General features: G+C 71.4%; 23 protein-coding genes. 14 read left to right on the top strand and 9 right to left on the bottom strand.

Annotated features, from left to right (window positions below; genetic code table 11):
- Window positions 1–22: 22 nt before the first annotated feature.
- Window positions 23–244, bottom strand: coding sequence for a hypothetical protein (locus ACH34S_RS07715; protein ID WP_395951733.1), 222 nt, complete (start codon window positions 242–244; stop codon window positions 23–25).
- A 65-nt stretch (window positions 245–309) separates the two neighbouring features.
- Window positions 310–813 (bottom strand): DUF1269 domain-containing protein, encoded by a 504-nt coding sequence (locus ACH34S_RS07710; protein WP_395951732.1) that lies wholly within the window; start codon window positions 811–813, stop codon window positions 310–312.
- Between the two features lie 277 nt (window positions 814–1,090).
- On the opposite strand from ACH34S_RS07710, the gene ACH34S_RS07705 reads away from it, so the two are divergent.
- The 8 genes from ACH34S_RS07705 (at window position 1,091) to ACH34S_RS07670 (ending at window position 8,555) form a co-directional block, all read left to right on the top strand.
- Entirely contained in the window at window positions 1,091–2,881 is a 1,791-nt protein-coding gene (locus ACH34S_RS07705) for an alkyl/aryl-sulfatase (protein WP_395952416.1), read from the top strand.
- A gap of 26 nt (window positions 2,882–2,907) precedes the next feature.
- On the top strand, window positions 2,908–3,888 hold the full coding sequence (locus ACH34S_RS07700) for a DUF389 domain-containing protein (RefSeq protein ID WP_395951730.1): 981 nt from the start codon (window positions 2,908–2,910) through the stop codon (window positions 3,886–3,888).
- A 106-nt stretch (window positions 3,889–3,994) separates the two neighbouring features.
- Window positions 3,995–4,177 (top strand): SulP family inorganic anion transporter, encoded by a 183-nt coding sequence (locus ACH34S_RS07695; RefSeq protein WP_395951729.1) that lies wholly within the window; start codon window positions 3,995–3,997, stop codon window positions 4,175–4,177.
- 29 nt (window positions 4,178–4,206) lie between these two features.
- Window positions 4,207–4,323, top strand: coding sequence for a putative leader peptide (locus ACH34S_RS07690; RefSeq protein ID WP_395951728.1), 117 nt, complete (start codon window positions 4,207–4,209; stop codon window positions 4,321–4,323).
- A 143-nt stretch (window positions 4,324–4,466) separates the two neighbouring features.
- Complete coding sequence (locus tag ACH34S_RS07685) at window positions 4,467–5,552, top strand: ABC transporter substrate-binding protein (protein WP_395951727.1); 1,086 nt, start codon at window positions 4,467–4,469, stop codon at window positions 5,550–5,552.
- Window positions 5,549–6,421: an ABC transporter permease gene (locus ACH34S_RS07680; protein ID WP_395951726.1), complete on the top strand. Its 873-nt coding sequence runs from the start codon at window positions 5,549–5,551 to the stop codon at window positions 6,419–6,421. Before ACH34S_RS07685 ends, ACH34S_RS07680 begins: the two co-directional genes overlap by 4 nt.
- Window positions 6,397–7,188 carry an ABC transporter ATP-binding protein gene (locus tag ACH34S_RS07675; protein WP_395951725.1) on the top strand — a complete coding sequence of 264 codons (792 nt, stop codon included), beginning with the start codon at window positions 6,397–6,399 and terminating at the stop codon, window positions 7,186–7,188. Before ACH34S_RS07680 ends, ACH34S_RS07675 begins: the two co-directional genes overlap by 25 nt.
- Window positions 7,185–8,555 carry an LLM class flavin-dependent oxidoreductase gene (locus tag ACH34S_RS07670; protein ID WP_395951724.1) on the top strand — a complete coding sequence of 457 codons (1,371 nt, stop codon included), beginning with the start codon at window positions 7,185–7,187 and terminating at the stop codon, window positions 8,553–8,555. The genes ACH34S_RS07675 and ACH34S_RS07670 overlap by 4 nt, the downstream gene beginning before the upstream one ends.
- 208 nt (window positions 8,556–8,763) lie before the next feature.
- Here ACH34S_RS07670 and ACH34S_RS07665 read toward each other — a convergent pair whose 3' ends face one another.
- Window positions 8,764–9,192 carry a hypothetical protein gene (locus ACH34S_RS07665; RefSeq protein WP_395951723.1) on the bottom strand — a complete coding sequence of 143 codons (429 nt, stop codon included), beginning with the start codon at window positions 9,190–9,192 and terminating at the stop codon, window positions 8,764–8,766.
- 154 nt (window positions 9,193–9,346) lie between these two features.
- On the opposite strand from ACH34S_RS07665, the gene ACH34S_RS07660 reads away from it, so the two are divergent.
- The 4 genes from ACH34S_RS07660 (at window position 9,347) to ACH34S_RS07645 (ending at window position 12,639) form a co-directional block, all read left to right on the top strand.
- On the top strand, window positions 9,347–9,883 hold the full coding sequence (locus ACH34S_RS07660; RefSeq protein WP_395951722.1) for a toxin-antitoxin system HicB family antitoxin: 537 nt from the start codon (window positions 9,347–9,349) through the stop codon (window positions 9,881–9,883).
- 79 nt (window positions 9,884–9,962) lie between these two features.
- The gene (locus tag ACH34S_RS07655) at window positions 9,963–10,820 is read left to right on the top strand and encodes a DUF4097 family beta strand repeat-containing protein (RefSeq protein ID WP_395951721.1); all 858 of its coding nucleotides are present in this window, start codon (window positions 9,963–9,965) and stop codon (window positions 10,818–10,820) included.
- Between the two features lie 41 nt (window positions 10,821–10,861).
- A complete protein-coding gene (locus ACH34S_RS07650; RefSeq protein WP_395951720.1) occupies window positions 10,862–11,839 on the top strand; it encodes an ATP-binding cassette domain-containing protein in 978 nt (325 codons plus the stop codon).
- Complete coding sequence (locus ACH34S_RS07645) at window positions 11,836–12,639, top strand: ABC transporter permease (RefSeq protein ID WP_395951719.1); 804 nt, start codon at window positions 11,836–11,838, stop codon at window positions 12,637–12,639. Before ACH34S_RS07650 ends, ACH34S_RS07645 begins: the two co-directional genes overlap by 4 nt.
- 60 nt (window positions 12,640–12,699) lie before the next feature.
- Here ACH34S_RS07645 and ACH34S_RS07640 read toward each other — a convergent pair whose 3' ends face one another.
- A complete protein-coding gene (locus tag ACH34S_RS07640; RefSeq protein ID WP_395951718.1) occupies window positions 12,700–13,680 on the bottom strand; it encodes an NAD(P)-dependent alcohol dehydrogenase in 981 nt (326 codons plus the stop codon).
- 160 nt (window positions 13,681–13,840) lie between these two features.
- A complete protein-coding gene (locus tag ACH34S_RS07635) occupies window positions 13,841–14,569 on the bottom strand; it encodes a TetR/AcrR family transcriptional regulator (protein ID WP_395951717.1) in 729 nt (242 codons plus the stop codon).
- A gap of 162 nt (window positions 14,570–14,731) precedes the next feature.
- Here ACH34S_RS07635 and ACH34S_RS07630 point away from each other — a divergent pair, with 162 nt between their 5' ends.
- A complete protein-coding gene (locus ACH34S_RS07630; RefSeq protein ID WP_395951716.1) occupies window positions 14,732–15,871 on the top strand; it encodes a DUF6461 domain-containing protein in 1,140 nt (379 codons plus the stop codon).
- 4 nt (window positions 15,872–15,875) lie between these two features.
- On the opposite strand, the gene ACH34S_RS07625 is transcribed toward ACH34S_RS07630, so the two are convergent.
- The 4 genes from ACH34S_RS07625 to ACH34S_RS07610 form a co-directional block, all read right to left on the bottom strand.
- On the bottom strand, window positions 15,876–16,547 hold the full coding sequence (locus tag ACH34S_RS07625; RefSeq protein ID WP_395951715.1) for a family 16 glycoside hydrolase: 672 nt from the start codon (window positions 16,545–16,547) through the stop codon (window positions 15,876–15,878).
- Between the two features lie 22 nt (window positions 16,548–16,569).
- Window positions 16,570–17,757: a non-hydrolyzing UDP-N-acetylglucosamine 2-epimerase gene (gene wecB / locus ACH34S_RS07620; RefSeq protein WP_395951714.1), complete on the bottom strand. Its 1,188-nt coding sequence runs from the start codon at window positions 17,755–17,757 to the stop codon at window positions 16,570–16,572.
- Between the two features lie 133 nt (window positions 17,758–17,890).
- Window positions 17,891–19,138 carry a glycosyltransferase family 2 protein gene (locus tag ACH34S_RS07615; protein ID WP_395951713.1) on the bottom strand — a complete coding sequence of 416 codons (1,248 nt, stop codon included), beginning with the start codon at window positions 19,136–19,138 and terminating at the stop codon, window positions 17,891–17,893.
- Window positions 19,135–19,359: a hypothetical protein gene (locus ACH34S_RS07610; RefSeq protein WP_395951712.1), complete on the bottom strand. Its 225-nt coding sequence runs from the start codon at window positions 19,357–19,359 to the stop codon at window positions 19,135–19,137. Before ACH34S_RS07610 ends, ACH34S_RS07615 begins: the two co-directional genes overlap by 4 nt.
- A 282-nt stretch (window positions 19,360–19,641) precedes the next feature.
- On the opposite strand from ACH34S_RS07610, the gene ACH34S_RS07605 reads away from it, so the two are divergent.
- On the top strand, window positions 19,642–21,471 hold the full coding sequence (locus tag ACH34S_RS07605; RefSeq protein ID WP_395951711.1) for a DUF2334 domain-containing protein: 1,830 nt from the start codon (window positions 19,642–19,644) through the stop codon (window positions 21,469–21,471).
- Window positions 21,472–21,552 lie beyond the last annotated feature (81 nt).

Genomic DNA, 21,552 nt, shown 5'->3' with positions numbered 1-21,552 from the left:
CATGAAAGACCAAACAGGGCCGTCAGGGGCGGCGTTGCTCGGCTTCGATCTGGTCTGCGAGGGCGGAGCGCTCGGCCTGGTGGCGGGCGAGGAGGCCGGCGCTGTAGGCCGTCCAGGCGGCGTCCTCCGCCGGGGTCATCCCGATCTCTGATTCGACATTCGGATGGGCTTCGAGGAACTGCGCGAACAGCCGGCCCATCTCCATGCTGTGCCGGCGGTTGAGGCGGATGCGTCGCGGGTCCATCGGCCCATCCTCGCAGGACGCCCGGCGGCTCGCCGAGCCGCCGGGCGTGCGCTGCGGGGTGCGGGTCAGGCGGGCTGGGGCGCGTGGGCGGCCTTGATCGCTTCGCGGAGGTGCTTCTCCTCCTCGGTGGACAGCGACGTCTGGATGAGCTCGCCGCCGAGCGGGGCCATCTCCGGGATCACCTTGTCCGGGTTGCGCTTGTCGACCAGGACGAACACCGCCGCGGCGCCCGGGGTCAGGTGATCGCCGAGGTTGCGCATGAACTCGTCGTCGATCCCGGCGTCGGACGCGGCGCCCATCGCGGCGCCGGTGGCGCCGCCGACCGCCATGCCGAGCAGCGGCATGAAGAAGATCAGGCCGATAAGGCCGCCCCAGGCGGCGCCGCCCACCGCTCCGCCGGCCGTCAGGTTGCGGGCCTGGTGAAGTTTGATCTTGCCGTTCTGCTTGCGCTCGACGACGACGACGTCGGCCAGCTCGATGACGTGTTCCTTCTGCAGCTGGACGAGCTTGTCACGGGCCTGTTCAGCGGTGGCCAGGTCGTCGTACGCGACGGCGAGCAGGTCGCTCATGCGTTTCCCCCGATTGGTCTGTTCCCTGCTGATGGCGCAGGAAATATACGTATCTCTTTCCTACCGCTGTTCTCGCCGGGTCTTCCGGCCCGTTCGTCAAGATTTCGTTGTGGCGGGTGATGAATTGGCAAAGAGCTTCGCCGGATGCAGCGGATGCGCTGCCGGAGAGTTCACGATCTTTTGTCTCGTCGCTGGTCGTGATGCCCGCCCCGGTGGGGAATTGCTTCGGTATTACCCGAACGCACGCCGAGGAGTTGCCGTGGGCGCCAAGCCGTCGATGGAGGATCGGACCGATTTCGAGAACGCGGACAAGGGGTTCGTGGGCACGGCGTCGCAGGCGAAGATCAAGGACGCGTCCGGACGCGTCGTCTGGGACCTGGACGCCTACGCCTTCCTCGACGGCCCGTGCCCCGACACCGCGAACCCGAGCCTGTGGCGGCAGTCGCAGCTCACCGCCAGGCACGGCCTCTACCAGGTGGCGGACGGCCTCTACCAGGTCCGCGGATTCGACCTGTCCAACGTCTCGTTCGTCGAGGGCGACACCGGCGTCATCGTCGTCGACCCGCTGCTTTCCACCGAATGCGCGGCGGCCGCGCTGGCGCTGTACCGGGAGCACCGGGGCGACCGGCCGGTCACCGCCGTCATCTACAGCCATTCGCACGCCGACCATTTCGGCGGCGTCAGGGGAGTGGTGCCGGACGGCGCCGAGATCCCCGTCATCGCCCCGGCCGGGTTCCTGGAGCACGCCGTCGCCGAGAACGTCTACGCCGGGACGGCGATGAACCGGCGCGCCATCTTCATGTACGGGGCGGAACTGCCCAGGAACGCCACCGGGCAGATCGGTGCGGGGCTGGGGCCGACCACGTCCACCGGCACCATTTCGCTGATCGAGCCGACCCTGTACATCACCGAGACCGGCCAGGAGGAGACGGTCGACGGCGTCCGGATCGTCTTCCAGTTGACACCCGGCACCGAGGCGCCCGCGGAGATGAACTTCTACTTTCCCGACAAGCGGGCGTTGTGCATGGCCGAGAACGCCACCCACAACCTGCACAACATCCTGACGCTGCGCGGCGCGCTGGTCCGCGACCCGCGGGTGTGGGCGCGGTACCTCACCGAGGCGATCGAGATGTTCGCCGACCGGTCGGACGTGCTGTTCGCCTCGCACCACTGGCCCACCTGGGGCACCAGCGAGCTGACCCGATTCCTGCACGAGCAGCGGGACCTGTACGCCTACCTCCACGACCAGACGCTGCGGATGCTCAACCAGGGCCACACCGGCATCGAGATCGCCGAGATGATCCGGCTGCCGCCCGCGCTGGAGCGGGCGTGGCACGCGCGCGGCTACTACGGCTCGGTCTCCCACAACGTCAAGGCGATCTACCAGCGCTACATGGGGTGGTTCGACGGCAATCCCGCGCACCTGTGGGAGCTGCCGCCCGAGGAGTCGGCCAGGAGGCACGTCGAGTTCATGGGCGGTGCGGCGATCATCCTTCCCAAAGCGAGGGCGGCGTTCGAGGCGGGCGAGCTGCGCTGGGCCGCCCAGGTCCTCAACTACGTCGTGTTCGCCGAACCGGGCGACATGGAGGCGCGCGAGCTTCTCGCCCAGGTCTACGACGCGCTCGGGCAGGGCAGCGAGAACGGGACGTGGCGCAGCTACTACCTCCAGGGCGCCGCCGAGCTGCGCGGTGACAAGCCCGCCGAGTCCCTCGACACGACGTCCCCGGACGTCATGATGGCGCTCAGCGTCGAGCAGGTCTTCGACTCCATCGCCATCCGCGTCGACGGCCCGCGCGCCTGGGAGCACCGCCTGACCATCGACTGGAACTTCACCGACCTCAAGGACGAGGTCAGGCTCACCCTCGCCAACGGCGTCCTCGCCCAGACCCGCGCCCACGACGGAACCCCGGCCGACCTCACGCTGACGCTGACCAAGCCGCAACTGCTCCGCCTGGTCGCCGGCCACGACCTCGGCGACATCCAGGCCGCCGGCGACCCGCGCGTGCTCACCACCCTGTTCGGGCTGCTTGACGACGTCGACCGCGGCTTCGACATCGTCACCCCGTGACACCCGCTCCGGCCTGACCTCACCGCATGCTGACGCGGGTACGGGAGCTGCTGGTACCGGTGGCCCGGCGCCGGACGACGGAGGAGCTCGGCGCCGAGCTGGACCTGCGCTCGGGCGCGAGCAGATCGGCGTACTGGACGATGCTCGTCCTGTCGGCGGTGATCGCCGCGGCGGGCGTGCTGGCGGACTCGACCGCGACGGTCATCGGCGCCATGATCATCGCCCCGCTGTCCACGCCCATCATGGGCATGGCGCTCGGCCTGGTCACCCGGTCGCGGACCGGCGCGGGCCGGTCCGTGCTGGGCGGTGTCGCCGCGGTCGTCGCCGTCGGGCTGGTGGCGTCGCTGGCCGTCCCGCGGTCCTACGATCTGCTGTCCAACTCCCAGATCTCCGGCCGGACCTCGCCTGGGCTGGCCGACCTGATCGCCGCGCTCGCGACGGGGCTGGCCGGTGCCGTCGCCCTCGCCCGCCGGGACGTCGCGGCCGTCCTGCCCGGCGTCGCGATCGCGATCTCGCTCGTGCCGCCGCTGGTCGTCGCGGGCGTGTGCCTGGGGGACGGGGCGTTCGTCCTCGCGCTCGGCGCGCTGGTGCTGTTCCTGTCGAACCTGCTGTCCCTCGTCCTGGCCGGGACGTTCGTCTTCGCCGCCCTCGGCTACCGGGACGCGCCGCCCCGGGGCCGGACGCGCGCCCGCGTCGTCCTGGCGCTCACCGGGCTCGGGCTGCTCGTCCTCGTCCCGCTGACCCTCAGCACCGCGGCGAACTACCTGGTCGCCGCCTGGGAGGATCGGGTGGAACGGGCCGCCGACGCGTGGCTGGAGGCCGAGCCCGGCGCCACGGTCACGAGCGTCCGGACGGAATCCCGGACGTTCCACGTCTCCGTCCGCACGCCCGGCGGGCTGCCGCCCGTCGAAGACCTGCTGGACCGCCTGCACGGGACCGTCCCCGGCGGCCTGTCCGTGGTCGTCGAGACGACCCAGGGCCGCACGATCGACGCCGGAAAGGTGTGACCGCCCGAACGGCACGGTGATCGATCCTGGTGCGTTCATGGTCATTTCGTGGCGAGATGCCGGGTACCTCCGCTGTGCGTCCTGCGTCGTGAGGGCTGGGGGCCGCGTGACCGATGCTGATCCGCCGCGCTGGGCCGGAGGGCTGCGCGGCGTCCCGCGGTCGGCACTGCCCCGCGAGGTGCTCGCCGGAGCGACGCCGGCGGCGCTCGCCGTCCCGCTGAACATCGGATACGCGCAGATCGCCGGGCTTCCCCCGGTGACCGGCCTGTACGCGGCACGCCGCTCTTGAGGTATTCCTACTTAAAAGGTAGGATTTACATGGAATCGCGACGGCGGGAGGAGGCCACCGGCATGCAGAACACGTCTGGAGGGCCGCGCCTCACCGTCCGGCGGCACGTGGATCTGGTCCGCGTGGCCAGCGCGGTCTGTCGCTAGCGGAGTTTCCCTCATCCGGCCAACTCCCCGAGCCGGGGCCGCCCCGACGAGCTGAGCGGCGCCCCGGCCCCCAGCGGCCCGCCCCGTCGCACAGCCGTGCCTCGCCGCGCCGCTGGGTGTCCGACTCCCCCCAGGAGGCGACCATGCGTTCACGGCTTTCCGGCCTCGCGTTCGGCGCGGCCCTGACTCTGCTAGCGATCACTACGGCCTGCGGCGGTTCCGGTGTGGACCGCACGGGCGAGGGCGGGCTCGCGCTGACCGCCGCGCTCCCGAAGCGCGTCCCCGACGGCGCCAAGCTCGTCGTCGGCGACCCGAAGACGCAGCGGGCGCTGGAGCTGTCCGGCCTGATCGACGACCTGCCCTTCGAGGTCGAATGGGCGAACATCTCCGGCGGGCCCAGGACGTCCCAGGCCTTCCGCGCCGGCGCGCTCGACGTGGGCGCCGTCGCGGACATCCCGCCGCTGCACGCCCGCTGGACGGGCCTCAAGGTCCGCATCGTCGCGGCGGCGGTCCGCGACGACCCCATCAGGCATCCCATCTACGAGTTCGGCATCGCGCCCGGCGCGCACATCAAGAACCTGCCTGACCTGCGCGGCAAGCGCATCGCCTACAGCCCCGGGCAGGCGCAGGGCGCGCTGGTGCTCCAGGTGCTCAAGAAGACGGGTTTGCGGAAGAACGACGTGACCCTCGTCGAAATGGCCAGCACCGACGACGCCTACGTCAACGCCCTGGCCGGCAAGCAGGTGGACGCCGCGCCCCTCGGCGGGGTCCTCATCAAGAGGTACCTGAGCAAGTTCGGGCGGGACGGCGCGACCACCATCCCGCACGGGCTCCGCGACGACCCGGCCGATCTGTATGTGGCGGAGACGAGCCTCAGCAGCCCCGGCAAGGCCGCGGCGATCCGCGCCTACGTGGGGCTGTGGGCCCGCGCCTCGCGGTGGATCAACGAGCACCCGAGCGAATGGGCCAAGGGCTACTACGTCGAGCACGAGGGGCTGTCCCCGGTGGACGCCCAATACGTCGTCCGCCGGGAGGGGCGGATCGCGATCCCGGCGACCTGGGACGAGGTCATCGAGCGGCACCAGCAGGTCGCCGACCTGCTCGCCAAGGAGCAGGGGCACCCGCAGGTGGACGTCCGCGCGGACCTCTACGACCTGCGGTTCGAGCCCATCGGAGGGGCCGCGTTCGTGTCCAGCGAGCCGGCGGTCGCGTCCGGGGAGGGATCATGAGCATCGACACCGGCACGGAACGTCCGGCGGAAGCGGCCGCGGCTCCTGCCGCGAGCGCGGTGGCAAGCCGTCCGTCCGGCGACACACCGCGCGCCAAACGGCTCGGGCCCGGGAACAAGATCCCGTTCGGGCTGGCCATCGGCCCGGTTCTTCTGCTCCTGGGCTGGAGTTCGGGGGCGGCCCTGGGCTGGATCGACCCCCGGGTGCTGTCCGCGCCGTGGACGGTCGTCGCCACCTCCGGAGACCTGGTCTCCGGGGGCGAGCTGCAGAACCACCTGGTCACCTCCGCGAGGCGTGCGCTGCTCGGCCTGGGGCTCGGCGTCGCGGCGGGCCTGGTGCTGGCGATCGTCGCCGGGCTGAGCAGGGTGGGGGAGGGGCTGGTCGACGGGCCCATGCAGATCAACCGGGCCGTGCCCAACCTCGCGCTGCTCCCGCTCCTGATCCTGTGGTTCGGCATCGGGGAGCAGATGAAGGTCATCACGATCGCGCTGGCGGTGGTGGTCCCCATCTACATGCACACCCACAACGGGCTGCGTGCGATCGACAAGCGCTACGTCGAGCTGGCCGAGACGCTGCGCGCCGGACGGCCGGAGTTCCTGCGGCGGGTCGTGCTGCCGGGCGCGCTGCCCGGATTCCTGCTGGGCATGCGGTTCGCCGTCATGTCGGCCTGGCTCTCCCTGGTCGTGGTGGAGCAGGTCAACGCCACCAGCGGGATCGGCTACATGATGACGCTCGCCGGGACCTACGGGCAGACGGACGTGATCATCGTCGGCCTGGTCGTCTACGCGGCGCTCGGGCTGCTCCTCGATGGAACGGTCCGGCTGGTGCAGAGGAGGGCGCTGTCATGGCGGCTGACGCTGGACGACTGACCCTGGCCGCGCCGCGCACCGGGCCCGCGGTCCAGATCTCCGGGCTCAGGCGCGGTTTCGCCGGAAAGCCGGTGCTGGACGGCGTCGATCTCACCATCGCCGAAGGCGAGTTCGTCGCGCTGCTCGGGCGCAGCGGCTCCGGCAAGAGCACCCTGCTGCGCGCGCTCGCCGGGCTCGACCACGGGGTGGCGGGCTCGGGCACGCTGATCAAGCCCGGCCGGATCGCCATGGTCTTCCAGGACTCCCGGCTGCTGCCCTGGCAGCGGCTGCTCGCCAACGTCACGTTCGGGCTGCGCTCGCGCGACGGCCGCGCGCGGGGCCTGGCCGCGCTGCGGGAGGTGGGGCTCGGCGGGCGGGAGTGCGCCTGGCCGCACGAGCTGTCCGGCGGCGAGCAGCAGCGCGCCTCGCTGGCGCGCTCCCTGGTCGGCGAGCCCGAACTCCTGCTCGCCGACGAGCCGTTCGGCGCCCTGGACGCCCTCACCCGCATCCGCATGCACGCGCTGCTGCGGCGGCTGTGCGAGCGGCACCGTCCGGCGGTCCTGCTGGTGACGCACGACGTCGACGAGGCGATCACGCTGGCCGACCGGGTGCTCGTCCTCGACGCGGGGGTCATCCGCACCGACCTCGCCGTCGACCTGCCGTCCCCGCGCACGGTGACCGACCCCCGGTTCGCCCGGATCAGGAGCAGGCTCCTGGCCGACCTCGGCATCGCCGGCCCCCACGACGACGAGCAACCCTCCGGCAAGGAAGGAGCGGTCGGACGATGACCGCGCGACGGCTGCACCTCAACGCCTTCTTGATGAGCAACGGACACCACGAGGCGGCCTGGCGGCTCCCCGGCGCCGACCCGCTCGTCAACCACGACGCGACCTACTTCGCGCGGCTCGCCCGGACCGCCGAGCGCGGCCTGCTGGACTCGGTCTTCTTCGCCGACAGCCCCGCGGTCATGGGGAACGTCGGACGGCGCCCGTCGAGCATCCTGGAGCCGACCGTCCTGCTGGCCGCGATGGCGACCGCGACCACGCACATCGGGCTCATCGCGACGGCGTCCACCACCTACAACGACCCGTACAACCTGGCCCGCAGGTTCGCCTCGCTGGACCACATCAGCGGCGGCCGGGCCGGCTGGAACATCGTGACCACCGCGACCCTGGACGCCGCGCGCAACTTCGGCCTCGACGACCTGCCCGCGCACCGCGACCGCTACGCGCGCGCGGACGAGTTCGTCGAGGTCGCGCGCAGGCTGTGGGACAGCTGGCAGGACGACGCCGCCATCGGCGACAAGGCCGCCGGCACCTGGGCGGTCCAGGACCGGGTCCGGCCGATCGAGCATTCCGGGCTCTACTACCGGGTGCGCGGGCCGCTGAACACCGCGCGCTCCCCGCAGGGGCATCCGCTGCTCGTCCAGGCGGGCTCCTCGGAGCACGGCCGCGACTTCGCCGCCCGCCACGCCGAGGCGATCTTCACCGCGCAGCAGACCCTCGCCGACGCGCAGGCGTTCTACGCCGACGTCAAGCGCCGCGGCGCCGCGGCCGGACGCGACCCCGAGCAGATCAAGGTGCTGCCGGGGATCGTCCCGGTGCTCGGGAGCACGGAACGGGAGGCGCGGGCGCTCGACGAGGAGCTCGACCGGCTCATCATCCCCGAGTACGCGCGGGCGCAGCTGGCCAAGACGCTGCGCCTGGCCCCCGAGCGGCTGCCGCTGGACGCGCCCCTCCCGCCCGACCTGCCCGCAGAGGACGAGATCGAGGGCGCCAAGAGCCGCTACACGCTGATCGTCAAGCTGGCCCGGGAGGAGAACCTCACGGTCCGGCAGCTCATCGGCAGGCTGGGCGGCGGGCGCGGGCACCGCACCTTCACCGGCACGCCCGAGCAGATCGCCGCGACGATCGAGCACTGGTTCACCGCCGGGGCGGCCGACGGGTTCAACGTCATGCCGGCGGTGCTGCCGTCCGGGCTGGAGGCGTTCGTGGATCACGTCGTCCCGCTGCTGCAGGCGAAGGGCCTGTTCCGGACGGAGTACACCGGCACCACGCTGCGCGAGCACTACGGGCTCCCGCGCCCGCCGAGCCCGAGCCGGCACGCGGAACCGGTCCATGCGGAGCCGGTCGCGGAAGGAGGACGGCCGTCATGACCGCCTCGCACGTCGCCGAGGCACAGCGCGCGCCGCTGAACCGCCGGACATCACCGCTGCTCTACTACGGCGGCGCGTTCGGCGGCTTCGCCCGGCTCGCCTGACCGCCGTCGTCCCTCCCGGGCCGGCGGTCGTGGAGGGCGACGCCTCCCGGGTCGAACCTCGGCTGCGTCTCCGGGAGGACGCCGTCCAGCGCTGAGCCGGTCCGCTACGCGGGGCCGTATTCGATGGTGTAGAGGGCTTCGTCCAGGTTGAAGACCAGGCTGCCCCGGTTGCCCTCGACGGTGTCGGTGCCGAGGTGGTCGTCGGAGTCGCCCGGCAGGTCGCCGTCCTTGTCGTACAGCGAGACCTGGTCCCCGGTCTTCGCCTTCCGGTTGATCGGGTAGTGGTTCGGCTTGTCGTGGTCGCAGTTGATGGAGTCCGCTATCGACCAGACCTTCTTGCCGTTGATCCGGATATAGATCTCGTCGCCTCCCGAGGAGTCTTCGGTCTCGTAGCAGACGAGCCTGGTCAGGTTCACCGCGGCCTTCGTGCTGGTCTCCTGCGCGGTGGCCGTGGCGGGCGCGCCGCCCGCGAGGGTCAGCGCGAGGACGGGTGCCGCGAGAAGCTTCCGCTTGCCGAAAGACCTCACTGTCACGTCTCCTTTTTGGTCACTCTCCATAGTCTTTCGATCACAGATCGTAAGCAGATGGGTTGTGTGCTGTCTATGGCGTCATAGGTGGCGTCATGTGCGTCATGGATGACGTCATTTCGGGGTTGACATGACGTCGCTATGACGTCATGATGAGGGCATGGATTTGATGCCGTACGTGGAGAACCTCCGCCGCGAACTCGTCGTCGCCGCCGAGGCGGGCGGGCCGGACGCCCGGGCGCTGGCCGAGCGCCTCACCGGGGTGCTGGAGTCGGCCACCCGGCTCGCGCTGCTGGAGGCGCTGTCGGCCGCGGCGGACGAGATCACCAGCGAGCTCGCGCCGGGGTCGGTCGACGTGCGGCTGCGCGGCGGCGATCCGGCGTTCGTCGTGACGCCGCCCGAACCGGCCCCGGCACCGGTGAGCACGGCCGGCGGTGAGCCGGATATCTCGTGGGACGCCGGGCCGACACCGCCCCCGCCCGCCGGTGAGGAGGGCGGGACCGCGCGGATGACCCTGCGGCTGCCCGAGCACCTCAAGGTGCGCGTGGAGGAGGCCGCCGGACGGCAGGGCATCTCGGTCAACGCCTGGCTGGTCCGTGCCGTGTCCGCCGCGTTCGAGACCGGCGGCGGGAACCGTCCCGCCGCCCCGCGGCAACAGCCCCAGAGCGGGCGCAACTACACCGGCTGGGTGCGCTAGCCGCACCCGCTCGACCCCATCACTCGTCGCCCGGCCCCCGGCCGGGAAGCTCCACCGGACCCATGAGGAGGGCTCCGCCATGCCAACTTTCGACACTCCCGAACCGATCATCGCCGACATCGACGTCTTCGTCGGCCAGGTCCGCATCCACGCCACCGACCGCGCCGACACCGTGGTCGAGGTCCGCCCGAGCGATCCGGCCAACGAGGCGTGCGTGCAGGACGCCGAGCGCACGGTCGTCGAGTTCTCCGGCGGGCGGCTGCGGGTCGGCGGCCCCCGGCCCAAGGGGCTCGGGTACCTGCGGTCCTGGCGCGGTTCCATCGACGTGACCATCGAGCTGCCGACCGGGTCCGGCGTCGAGGCCGGGGTCGCCGCGGGCGGCATGGCCGGCTTCGTCGCCACCGGGGCGCTCGGCCGGACGGTCATGCACAGCTCGAACGGCGACGTCCGGCTGGAGGAGACCGGCGCGCTGGAGGTCAAGTCGTCGGTCGGCGAGATCTCCGTCGACCGGGTGACCGGGTCTGCCGAGGTGACCGGTTCCGTCGCGGCGATCCGGCTCGGCTCGGTCGCCGGGCCCGGCACGGTGAAGAACTCCACCGGCCTCATCACCATCGGCGAGGTGACCGGTGACCTGCGGCTGAAGACCGGCACCGGGGACATCACCGTCGACCGCGCGCTGGGCGGGCTCGTTCTCACCTCCGCGCACGGCCGGATCCGGGTCGGTGCGGCGGTGCGCGGGAGCGTCCAGGTGGACGGCGGGCACGGGCGGGTCGGGATCGGCATTCCCGAAGGCACGGCCGCGCTGCTGGACCTCCGTTCCAAGAACGGCGTGGTGCGCAACACGCTGACCGCCGCGGACGGCCCCGAGACCACCGACGCGGTCGTCGAGGTGCACGCGCACACCAATTGGGGCGACATCGACGTCCACCGGTCCTGACCCGACCCCTCCCCCCTTGAACTTGCAAAAGGAGACCCCTCATGAATGACGCGATCACGGCCGAAGGTCTGGTCAAGAGATATGGCGAGGTGACCGCGCTGGACGAGCTGAGCTTCTCCGTCCGGCAAGGGACGGTGCTCGCCCTCCTCGGCCCGAACGGCGCGGGGAAGACCACAACGGTAAGGGTGCTGACCACACTGCTGCGGCCGGACGGCGGGCGCGCCGTCGTCGCCGGGCACGACGTTGTCGGCGACGCCCGGCGGCTGCGCGCGAAGATCGGGCTGTCCGGCCAGTACGCCGCCGTCGACGAGCACCTCACCGGCGCCGAGAACCTGGAAATGGTCGGGCGCCTCTACCACCTGGGCGCCAAGCGCAGCAAAGCCCGCGCCCGCGAGCTGCTCGAACGCTTCGATCTTGCCGACGCCGCGGACCGTCCGGTGAAGGGTTACTCCGGTGGCATGCGCCGCCGCATCGACCTCGCGGGCGCGCTCGTCGCCGACCCGCCGGTGCTGTTCCTGGACGAGCCCACCACCGGCCTTGACCCCCGGGCCCGCGCCGCGCTGTGGGACACCATCTCCGAACTCGTCGCGGGCGGCAGCACGCTGCTGCTGACCACCCAGTACATGGAGGAGGCCGACCAGCTCGCCGACCAGATCCTGGTGGTCGACCACGGCCGCGCCATCGCCCGCGGCACCGCCGACGAGCTCAAGGACCAGGTCGGCGGCAACCGCATCGAGCTGACCGTGACCGACCCCGCCGACCTGGACACCGCCCGGGACACGCTCGCCTGGGTCGCCGTCGGCGCCATCCGGACCGTGCCGGAATCGCTGCAGCTCACCGTCCCGGTCTCGGAGGGCGCCGAGGCGCTGCACCGGGTCCTCGGCGGGCTCGCCGACGCCGGGGTCCGGGTGCGGGACGCCGGCCTGCGCCGCCCCACCCTCGACGACGTCTACCTCACCCTGACCGGGCACCGGACGCCCGGCGCCGACCCCCACCAGGCCGAGGAGCCCACCCGATGAACGCCCTCACCATGCCCGTCGTCGACGGCTGGACGATCGCCAAGCGCAACACCCTGAAGATCAGGCGGCAGCCGGACCTGCTCAGCGGCGCCCTCATGCTCCCGATCGTGCTCATCCTGCTGTTCGCCTACGTCTTCGGCAGCGTCATCGACGTCCCGGGAATGTCGTACAAGGAGTTCCTGCTTCCGGGCATCTTCGTCCAGGCCGTGATCATCGGTGCGCAGACCACCGGCTATACGCTGACCCTTGATTTGCAGAAGGGCATCTTCGACCGGTTCCGCTCGCTGCCCATGGCCCCGTCCGCGGTGCTGATCGGGCAGACCGTCAGCGACCTGATCATGAACCTGGCGAGCCTCGTCGTCATGGCGGGGATGGGCCTGGCCGTCGGCTGGCGGGTGCACACCTCGCCGTTCGAGGCCGTCCTCGGGTTCGCGCTGCTGCTGCTCTTCGCCTACGCGTTCTCCTGGTTCACCGCGACCGTCGCGCTGGCCCTGCGCACCCCGGAGAACTTCAACAACATCGCGACCATGGTCTCCTTCCCGCTGATGTTCGTGTCCAACGCGTTCATCGACAGCGCCAAGCTGCCCACGCCGCTCCGCGTCGTCGCCGACTGGAACCCCGTCTCCGCCTTCACCCAGGCGGCACGGGAACTGTTCGGGAACACCAGCACCGCGATGAAGACCTCGGACGCCTGGCCCATCCAGCACGCCGTTCCGGCATCGCTCATCTGGATCGCCGTCATACTGCTCGTCTTCGTCCCGCTGGCGACCCGCCTCTACAAGAAGGCCGTCAGTTCCTGACCTTGCAAGACCCAATGCGAAGGCGCCCCTTGAGCCGATCGAGGGGCGCCTTTCTCGTGGTCAGAAAGTGATGGCCACTTTTCCTCGTGCGTGGCCCTTCTCGATATAGCGCAGCGCATCGGGGATCTGGTCGAACGGATACGTCCGGTCGATGACCGGCGTGACCTCGCCCTTCTCCATGAGGTCGGCCAGGAGGCGGAGGTCGGTCGAATTGGGCTTCCATTGGACGGTGCCGATGCGCTGGCGGACGAAGGGGTTGGCCATGGTCCCGCGGATCACCTGGGCGGCCGGGCCGAGCAGCCCGCCCCGGCCCGAGCGGATGCCGCCCACGATCACGAGCGTCCCGCGAGGCGTCAGCGGGCGGCGCAGCCGGGCGAGCGAGCGGTCGCCGACGATGTCGACGAGCAGGTCGTAGCGGCCCGTCCGTTCGGTGAAGTCCTCGCGGGTGTAGTCGACGGTGTCGTCCGCGCCGAGGGAGCGGACGAGTTCGACGTTGCGGGTGCTGCACACGCCGGTGACCTCGGCCCCGAACGACTTGGCGAGCTGGACGGCGAACGTCCCGATGCCGCCGGAGGCCCCGTTGACGAGGACCCGCTGCCCGGCGGCGATCCTCCCCACGTCCCGCAGGCCCTGCAGCGCGGTGTGGGCGGCCATCGACACCGACGCCGCCTGCTCGAAGGTGAGGCCGGCGGGCTTGATGGCGAGCCTGTCCTGCGGGACGGCGACCAGCTCGGCGAACGAGCCCAGCCGGACCTCCCCGAACACCTCGTCGCCGGCCTGGAGGCCGGTCACGCCGTCGCCCACCCGCTCGACCACCCCGGCGAGGTCGGCGCCGGGGACCAGCCCCGGCTTCGGCCGCCGCAGGCCGATGCTCAGCCGGACCAGCTTCGGGTCGGCCCCCACATGGCGCCAGTCGTAGGGGTTGACGGACGCCGCCCGCACCCGCACGAGCACCTCGCCGGGTGCGATGCGGGGTGCGTCGAGGTCCTTGAGAGCCAGCACGTCGGGCGGGCCGTAGCGGTCCCAGCTCCAGGCTTTCATGCGCTGTTCCTTTCGGCTGGCCGCCGGCGGGCCGTCCCATCCGTCGTACGGCGTAAGGTTCTCATACACCGTAAGGCTATCGTACGCCGTAAGGGAGTCAAGGGGTGCCGGGAAGAACGGGCTCAGCGAGGGGCGGCGGTGCTACTGGGCGGCGGCGGTGCTACTGGGCGGCGGCGCGGCGGCGTTCCAGGCCTTCGAGGATCAGGTCGAGCGCGAACTCGAACTCGAACTGGTCGTCGCAGAAGCCGAGGGTGCCGTCCGGATCGTCGTGGCCGGACGCCGCCACCATCCCGGCGAGGTTGGGGAACCGGTCGGCCATCTCGGCCATGGCGGCGGACCCGTCATCGGCCTTCTCGGCTCCAGCGGGCTGGGGAGCGTCGGGAGTGAAGAGCTCCTGCGTGAAACCCAGGGCGCGGCTGCCCAGGACGTGCAGTGCCCGATGGGCCAGGTCGTAGGAGAACCCGCCCGCCCGCAGCACCCCGACGACATGGTCGTAGTAGGCGATGACCAGCGGGCTCGTGGTGGTGCGGCTTTCGAGGACCTGCGGGGCCCAGGGGTGGCGCAGGAAGACGTCCCGGGCGGCGAGGATCCGCGCGCGCAGCGCGGCCCGCCAGTCCTGCTCCGGAGGCGGCGCCTCGACGCTCTCCACCGCCGCCGAGATCTCGTCGAGGAGCACCTCGACGATGCCGTCGAAGACCGCCTCCTTGTTGGCGACGTGGTGGTACAGCGACATCGCCTCGACCCCGACCTCCTGCGCGAGGCGGCGCATGGTGAGCGAGCCGAGGCCGTCACGGTCGGCGAGCGCAACGGCCCCGCGCAGCACCCGCCTGCGGCTCAGCGGGACGCGCGGCTGCTCGGCCATCTCGCCGGCGCCGGTCCGTAGGGTCATGGATGGATCGTCCTCCCGGCGAACTCGCTACCCGTACACGGTAAGCCTGCCCCGCTCCCGGCTGTGCATCGGCTGCCAGTGTCCGGCGGATTCACTGCCCTTTGTCACAGGACGCTGCCATCATCGACGGGCCATGCCAACGACGACCCTCCCGGAGAAAGCATGCTCAAGGTGACGCACGACGGCGTCGACTGGATCGACGGCGACGGCGACGGCCCGCTCGGCGAGATCTTCTGCCTCACCTTCGTCAAAGGGGTCGACGAGACCGAGGCGCTGACCCGCCTGGGCGGCCTGCCGGACACGCTGCGCCCCCGCGCCCTGGAGGAGGCCGACAAGGCGCTCCTGTCGTTCGAGGCCGCCTACACGCGTTACGCGTTCGCGCTGAACCTCGGCGACTGGACGGTGCTGATCGAGCCCAGCGGTGTCCGGGGGTCGCTGGAGGAGCCGCTGGCGGCGCTGTCGCGGGGCACCGAGGCGGTGGCGGTCATGCGGCACGACTACGCCGACCACGCCTTCCGGCACGCCGTCGACGGCACGCTCGTCACCGGATTCGACCCGAGCTGGCCCGACGTCCGATGGGGGAGCGAGCCCGACCGGCTGCTCGGGCAGATGCGCGCGGTGGGCCTGGACCTGGATCTGGCCCTCGACGCCGATGACGACGAAGGCGCCGAAGCCGAGGACGGCGGGTACGACGACGATGGCTCCGTGCCGAGCGCCTACGTCCCGGCGCTGCTGCTCGCGGGCCTGATCACCGGTGCCGTCCCGCATCCGGACGCGCTGGCCGGGCAGCTGACCTCCGCCGAGATCGCCCCCTGGTTCAGCGACGCGCCGCCCAAGGAGTCCTACAGCCCCACCGATCCGGCCATGGTCGCGGCGATCCAGGCCGCCTCGCCGGACGTGCTCCGTGCGGTCGTCGCGGGCGAGACGATGCGGCTGGCCTCCGTCCTCGGCCTGGACGGCACGCCCGGCCTGGCGGAGGCGGTCGCCGCGGCCGGGCGCGGCGAGCCGGTCACCGTCTCGCCCGAGTCCGAGCTCGGCACGCACGTCCGGTCCTGGCTGTGGCAGGCGCGCCGGGCCGCCGGGCCACCCGACGAATCGGTCGCTCCCGTCGAGATGGACGCCGGCGAGCAGAACACCGGCAACCTGCGGAACTGGTTCACCATCGTGCTGAACGCCGCGCTGTGGCCCGAGCCGCACGACGCGGCGGGCGTCGCGCTCAGCGCGCTCACCGATGGGCCCGCCGAGCTGCGCGACGCCGCCGCGGAGGCCGCCGTCCTGCGCGCCCTCCGCGGCGAGGCGTAGCGCTTCAGCCGCGAGGCTGGACGGAGATGTCGCGGAACTCGACCTCCGCGTCCTCGGTGTAGAGGCCGACGGACCCCGACGTGTACGGGCGTTCCGTGTCGGTGAACGAGGTCACGGGCCGCCCGTCCACCCGGACGGTCATGGCGGCGCCGTCATGGACGACGCTGACCCGGTTCCACCGGCCGATGGTGAACGCGCGGTCGCCGGTGGCGAGGAACCGCTGGCCTCCCCGGTAGGCGGGATCGCGTTTGCCCAGCTCCCAGCCCGTGGGCTTCAGGATGAAGTAGTAGAAGTGGTGCTCGTCGGAGTAGGCCCAGACGACCCACGCCGCCTCCCAGGGGTTGGGGGCCCGGTCGCGCAGCTGGGCGACGGTGCGGGCGCGCAGCCGGTAGGTCATGCGCCCGTACCGGGTCTCGGAGACGACGAGGCCCGCGTGCGTCTCCGCCGGGTCGGTGGCCGGTTTCGGCCGCAGCGAGATCACCCCGCCGCGGGAGCCGTTGACGCCGTGGCCGTCGAACACCGCCCGCCAGGAGTGGTGGACGCTGCCGTCCCGCCACCGGACGAACCGGTCCCCGCCGCGGTCGAGCACGGCGGTCACGGCGGCGACGGTGAGCAGGGCGGCCAGGGCTAACGCCGGTGACCATCGGAAGGCTCGGGGAGTGGCGGAGAGCGACATGGCTGCCATCATGCGGCACTGCTCAGTCCCGTGCCCTGCGGCGCAGGGCGTCGGGACGGAGGCAGTCGCGGAGCAGCGCGTCCATGATCCGCTCGGCGGCGCGGCCGTCGCCGAACGGGTTGACCGCGCGGGTCATCCGGTCGCGTTCGGCGGGGTCGTCCAGCAGCAGGGACGCCGCCGCGTAGACCTCGCCGGGGTCGGTCCCGACGAGCCGCGCCACCCCGGCCTCGATCGCCTCGGGACGCTCGGTGGTCGTCCGCAGGACCAGCACCGGCTTGCCCAGGCTCGGCGCCTCCTCCTGGACGCCGCCCGAGTCGGTGAGGACGAGATCGCACGCGGCCAGCGTCGCGGTGAAGTCGGGGTAGCCGAGCGGCTCGCAGATCGTGATGCCGGGATGCCCGGACAGGCCCGGGAGCAGGGCCTCGCGCACCGCCGGGCTCTTGTGCAGCGGCAGCAGCACCTCGCAGTCGCCCCGGTCGGCGAGCCGGCGGACCGCCCCCGCGAGCCCGCGCATCCCGCCGCCCTGGTTCTCGCGGCGGTGCAGCGTCACGAGGATCCGCTTGCCGGTGGTCCGGAACGCCGCCTCGCCCCCGCCCTGGCGGAGCATCCAGTGGAGGTTGTCGATGACGGTGTTGCCGGTCGTGCGGACGTCCGGCCCCGCGATCCCCTCGGCGCGCAGGTGCTCCGCGGCGCGCTCGGTCGGCGCGAAGTGCCAGCGGGCGATGCGGGCGATCAGCCGGCGGTTCAGTTCCTCGGGGAAGGGGTTGTACAGGTCGCCGGTCCGCAGCCCGGCCTCGACGTGCGCGACGGGGATCTGCTCGTAGGACGCGGCGAGCGCACCGCACAGCGCGGTGGTCGTGTCGCCCTGGACGAGCACCACGTCGGGGCGGTCGGCGCGCAGGACGGCGTCGAGCGCGGTGACGAGCCGCCCGGTGAGCCCGGACAGCCGCTGCCGGTCCCGCATCACGGCGAGGTCGGCGTGCGCCTTGACGTCCAGGGCCGCCAGCATCGGCGCGAGCATCTCCCGGTGCTGACCGCTGCTCACCACGAGCGGCTCGCAGAGCGGGGAGGCGTCCATCGCCCGGACCACCGGCGCCAGCTTGATCGCCTCGGGCCGGGTGCCGAGCACGATCATGGCCCGGATCGGGGGCTCGGTCAGGGCGCCCCCCGACCGGTTCCGGGCGGGATCACGCTGAGGGAGAACAGCCATGTATCTGCTCCTCGCAGGCATGTCGGATCGCGCGGCGGCCAGGTGCGACGACGAGGCCGCCCGCGCGGCGGAGGTCGGGGTGGGCTTGCGACGGGGCGGGTGTTCGGCCGGGTCGGTCAGGTGGGTCGGTGCGTCACGTCCGTGCGGTCTTGAACCAGGTGTGCCTGCCGGTGAGGACGCGGCCGAGCGCCCACCAGCCGGAGACGAACCAGACGTAGCCGTAGATCACGTAGAGGTGCCCGAGCAGCAGCGAGTACGGCCGACTCACCGGCTCACGCTTGCGGTAGACGAACGCGTAGGCGGCCGCGAGGCCGAAGGTCATCACGTAGAACCAGGGCAGCCACCACAGCGACAGGGCGCTGTGCCCGGTGCGGATCGAGGAGACGGCCGTGTCGCCGAGCATCAGCGCGAACGAGATCGGCAGCAGCGAGGTGAGCAGCAGCAGCGCCGGGCTCGACAGGTGGTACAGCAGGTCCGCCGCCGGCCGTGGCGCGATCTTGTGCAGGATCAGCGGCGCCAGGCGGGAGGCCTGGATGTGCCCCTGGAACCAGCGGGACCGCTGCCTGAGCAGCCGCCCGAGCGTGAGCACCGCCTGCTGGTGGACGGCGGCCGTCCCGCAGTAGGCGTTCGTCCACCCGGCCGCGATCAGCCGGACGCCGAGGTCGAGGTCTTCGGTGAGGCAGTCGCTCCACGGCCTGCCGGGCAGCGAGCGCAGCGCGGCGAGCCGCATGAACTGGCCGTTGCCGCCCATCCCGACGCTGCCGAGATGCCGCCGGGCGTTCTGGAATATCTCCCCGTAGACGACGAATTCCATGTCCTGCAGCCGGGCGAGAAGACGATTGTGGCGGTTGTACATGCGCACGCCCACCTGGACGGCACCGACGCCGGGATCGTTGAAGAACGGATCGACCTGTTCCGCCGCGTGATGGTCGAGGCGGCCGTCGGCGTCCACCACGCAAATGATGACGTCGTGCGGGTCGCGGCCGTCCAGGACGTCGGTTTCGGTCAGCCATTCCAGCCCGGCGTTGAGCGCCGCGCCTTTTCCTTTGCGGGCATCCGGAAATTCCCGCCGGTGGAGGTGGATTCGGCCCGGTGCGGACGCCGCCGCGGCGGCGACGATTTGTTCCGTTCCATCATCGGACGCGTCGTCCACGACGAGCACCATGAAATCGTCCAGCGGGAGCCCGGTGAGGCGTGCCAGGCTTTCGCCGAGCACTTTTTCCTCGTTCAGGCACGCGAGCATGAAGACATAGGTTCGCTCCCTTCCCGTCTCGCGCGGATGTGGTGTCCGGCGCCGCGACAGCACGAACATTCCGCTGTTGTACGAGACCGCCAACACGATGATGGCCAGGCTGCCGGCCACCGCGAACTGGCCGATCATGGCCATTCCCTGCCGCGCCGGGCCCTTACACCGGCCGCCGCGCGGATCCGCACACCGGCCAGGAAAAGGCCGAAAGCGGCCACGCAATATAACCCGAAGCCGATGCCGGTTATCTGCAGGAATATTCGCGCCACCTGCATGACAGGTGTCTGATCCGGTGCCGCCATGATGCCCGTGAAGGCGAGCAGGACGCCGATCGAAGACTTTATGTACACCGCCATATACCCCCGTTTCCGCGCATGCCTGCGAGCGGAAGGGCCGCGTTCTCCGTAGCTCCCCTTCGACGGATGCGGGGCTCCTCCGTGCTGTTCCACCCTGGAACTCGTCAAGTGTTCCTCGCGAACGGTACCCCGAAGTAAAGTCCTGTCAAAGTCGAGAAGATGGAAAAGCCGCGGAACGGCCGGATCGTGCCAACGCCACGTCGAATAGCCGGGCGGTGCCACGACTTTGAGGCCGGGGCGCGGAGTTTTTCACTCTTCATTAAGGGACGTGGAGGCAGTTCCATGACCATGAAATGGCGCAGCCGAAAAGGCGCGGTCCTGCTCGCGGTGGTGGCCGCGCTGGCCGTGCCCGGGACGGCGACCGCCCAGGCCGGCCAGGGTGATCAGGCCGCCCGGCGCGGCCACACCGCCGCTACCGGGCCGGGCGTGCGGCACGCCGGGCCGCAGTCACTCGGGCAACCGGCGTCCGCGCTGAAACTGAAGGAGTGGGCCAAGGCCCAGCGGACGGCCGACCGGCTCCGCAAGCAGAAACCGCCGGCGATCCGTCCGCTCAAGGGGGGCAAGCTCAGGCCGCCTTCCGTGACGCGGCCGCGGAAGGCCGCCGACGCCTCGGCTCTGGTGCTCTACGACACGGCCGGCCCGTACGGGTTCCTCGGCGAGCTGTACGGGATGGCCACCGCGAACCTGGCGGGCCACTTCGGCGCGGTCACGGCCAAGCCCGTCCAGCAGTACGCCGCCGGGGAGACCGAGCAGCACACCGCCACGATCTACATCGGCTCGACCTACTACGGCGGGACGGTCCCCGACGCCATCCCGGACGCCTTCTACGCCGACGTGGCCGCCACCGCCAAGCCCGTCGTGTGGATGAACGACAACATCTGGACGCTGGCCGGCAAGATCGGCGTGCCCGCCTTCACCCGCAAGTACGGCTGGGACCCGACCCGCTCGTCCTTCGAGCCGGTCGGCAACGTGACCCAGGTGGAGTACAAGAACGAGCCGCTCACCCGCACCATCCCGGCGGGCGGCGACGGCGGCATCCTGCGTCCCGCCATCACCGACCCGGCCGTGGTGACCACCCTCGCGACCGCCCATGACACCAGCACGACGCCGGCGACGACCTTCCCGTGGGCGATCAAGTCGTCGAACCTGACCTACCTCGGCGAGATCCCCTACACCTACACCAACGAGACCGACCGGCTCATCGCCTGGCACGACCTGCTCTTCGACGCGCTCGCGCCGGACACTCCCACCCGGCACCGCGCGCTCCTGCGCCTGGAGGACATCAGCCCGGCGAGCGACCCCGCCGACCTGATGGCCGCCGCCCAGTACCTGGCCGCGCAGAACATCCCGTACGCGTTCCAGGTGATCCCCGTCTACACCGACCCCAACGGCGTCTACAACGACGGCGTCCCGGAGACCATCACGCTGGCGCAGCGGCCGCAGGTCGTCGACGCGCTGAAGTACATGGTCGCCAACGGCGGGCGGATCGTCGCGCACGGCTACACCCACCAGTACCAGAACATCCAGAACCCCTACACCGGGGTGACCGGCGACGACTTCGAGTTCTTCCGCGCGCACATCAACGCGACGAACTCCGTCGTCCTCGACGGCCCCGTCGCCGAGGACTCCGTCGCCTGGGCGTCCCAGCGGATCACCACGGGCAAGGCCCTCTACGAGCCGGCCGGGCTGCCCGCGCCCACCATCTGGACGACCCCGCACTACGCGGGCTCCGCCCCCACCTACGAGGCCGTCAAGCAGTCCTACGCCGCCCGGCTGGAGCGCAGCCTGTACTTCGCGGGCCAGCTCTCCGGCGCCCCGATCGACGGGCAGCGCTACATCGGCCAGTACTTCCCGTACCCGGTCCGCGACATCGGCGGCGCGACCGTCCTGCCGGAGAACCTCGGGAACTACGAGCCCGAGGCGCAGAACAACAACGCGGGGCGGCTGCCCGCCGACATCGTCCGCGCGGCCCGGTACAACCTCGTGGTCCGCGACGGCTTCGCGAGCACCTTCTACCACCCGTACTTCGGGACGGGCCCGCTCGCGGAGATCGTGACCGGCATCCGGGATCTCGGCTACACCTTCGTCGACCCGGCGAGCCTGATCCCGTAGGAGCGAGCCTGATCCCGTGAGGGACGGCGATCCGTAAGAGACAGCGGATCCTCCGGCGCCCGGACCGGACGTCACAGGTGA

Source organism: Actinomadura sp. 3N508, assembly GCF_044326375.1.
Taxonomy (GTDB): domain Bacteria; phylum Actinomycetota; class Actinomycetes; order Streptosporangiales; family Streptosporangiaceae; genus Spirillospora.
The sequence above is the reverse complement of the archived record's forward strand: the minus strand, read 5'-3'. Positions and strand labels throughout refer to the sequence as shown.

Excerpts from the sequence above, each read along its gene's own strand:
- ACH34S_RS07715 (WP_395951733.1), bottom strand. The coding sequence starts at position 244 with ATGGACCCGCGACGCATCCGCCTCAACCGCCGGCACAGCATGGAGATG.
- ACH34S_RS07710 (WP_395951732.1), bottom strand. The coding sequence starts at position 813 with ATGAGCGACCTGCTCGCCGTCGCGTACGACGACCTGGCCACCGCTGAA.
- ACH34S_RS07705 (WP_395952416.1), top strand. The coding sequence starts at position 1,091 with ATGGAGGATCGGACCGATTTCGAGAACGCGGACAAGGGGTTCGTGGGC.
- ACH34S_RS07700 (WP_395951730.1), top strand. The coding sequence starts at position 2,908 with ATGCTGACGCGGGTACGGGAGCTGCTGGTACCGGTGGCCCGGCGCCGG.
- ACH34S_RS07690 (WP_395951728.1), top strand. The coding sequence starts at position 4,207 with ATGGAATCGCGACGGCGGGAGGAGGCCACCGGCATGCAGAACACGTCT.
- ACH34S_RS07685 (WP_395951727.1), top strand. The coding sequence starts at position 4,467 with ATGCGTTCACGGCTTTCCGGCCTCGCGTTCGGCGCGGCCCTGACTCTG.
- ACH34S_RS07680 (WP_395951726.1), top strand. The coding sequence starts at position 5,549 with ATGAGCATCGACACCGGCACGGAACGTCCGGCGGAAGCGGCCGCGGCT.
- ACH34S_RS07675 (WP_395951725.1), top strand. The coding sequence starts at position 6,397 with ATGGCGGCTGACGCTGGACGACTGACCCTGGCCGCGCCGCGCACCGGG.
- ACH34S_RS07670 (WP_395951724.1), top strand. The coding sequence starts at position 7,185 with ATGACCGCGCGACGGCTGCACCTCAACGCCTTCTTGATGAGCAACGGA.
- ACH34S_RS07660 (WP_395951722.1), top strand. The coding sequence starts at position 9,347 with ATGGATTTGATGCCGTACGTGGAGAACCTCCGCCGCGAACTCGTCGTC.
- ACH34S_RS07655 (WP_395951721.1), top strand. The coding sequence starts at position 9,963 with ATGCCAACTTTCGACACTCCCGAACCGATCATCGCCGACATCGACGTC.
- ACH34S_RS07650 (WP_395951720.1), top strand. The coding sequence starts at position 10,862 with ATGAATGACGCGATCACGGCCGAAGGTCTGGTCAAGAGATATGGCGAG.
- ACH34S_RS07645 (WP_395951719.1), top strand. The coding sequence starts at position 11,836 with ATGAACGCCCTCACCATGCCCGTCGTCGACGGCTGGACGATCGCCAAG.
- ACH34S_RS07640 (WP_395951718.1), bottom strand. The coding sequence starts at position 13,680 with ATGAAAGCCTGGAGCTGGGACCGCTACGGCCCGCCCGACGTGCTGGCT.
- ACH34S_RS07635 (WP_395951717.1), bottom strand. The coding sequence starts at position 14,569 with ATGACCCTACGGACCGGCGCCGGCGAGATGGCCGAGCAGCCGCGCGTC.
- ACH34S_RS07630 (WP_395951716.1), top strand. The coding sequence starts at position 14,732 with ATGCTCAAGGTGACGCACGACGGCGTCGACTGGATCGACGGCGACGGC.
- ACH34S_RS07625 (WP_395951715.1), bottom strand. The coding sequence starts at position 16,547 with ATGTCGCTCTCCGCCACTCCCCGAGCCTTCCGATGGTCACCGGCGTTA.
- wecB (WP_395951714.1), bottom strand. The coding sequence starts at position 17,757 with ATGGCTGTTCTCCCTCAGCGTGATCCCGCCCGGAACCGGTCGGGGGGC.
- ACH34S_RS07615 (WP_395951713.1), bottom strand. The coding sequence starts at position 19,138 with ATGATCGGCCAGTTCGCGGTGGCCGGCAGCCTGGCCATCATCGTGTTG.
- ACH34S_RS07610 (WP_395951712.1), bottom strand. The coding sequence starts at position 19,359 with ATGGCGGTGTACATAAAGTCTTCGATCGGCGTCCTGCTCGCCTTCACG.
- ACH34S_RS07605 (WP_395951711.1), top strand. The coding sequence starts at position 19,642 with ATGACCATGAAATGGCGCAGCCGAAAAGGCGCGGTCCTGCTCGCGGTG.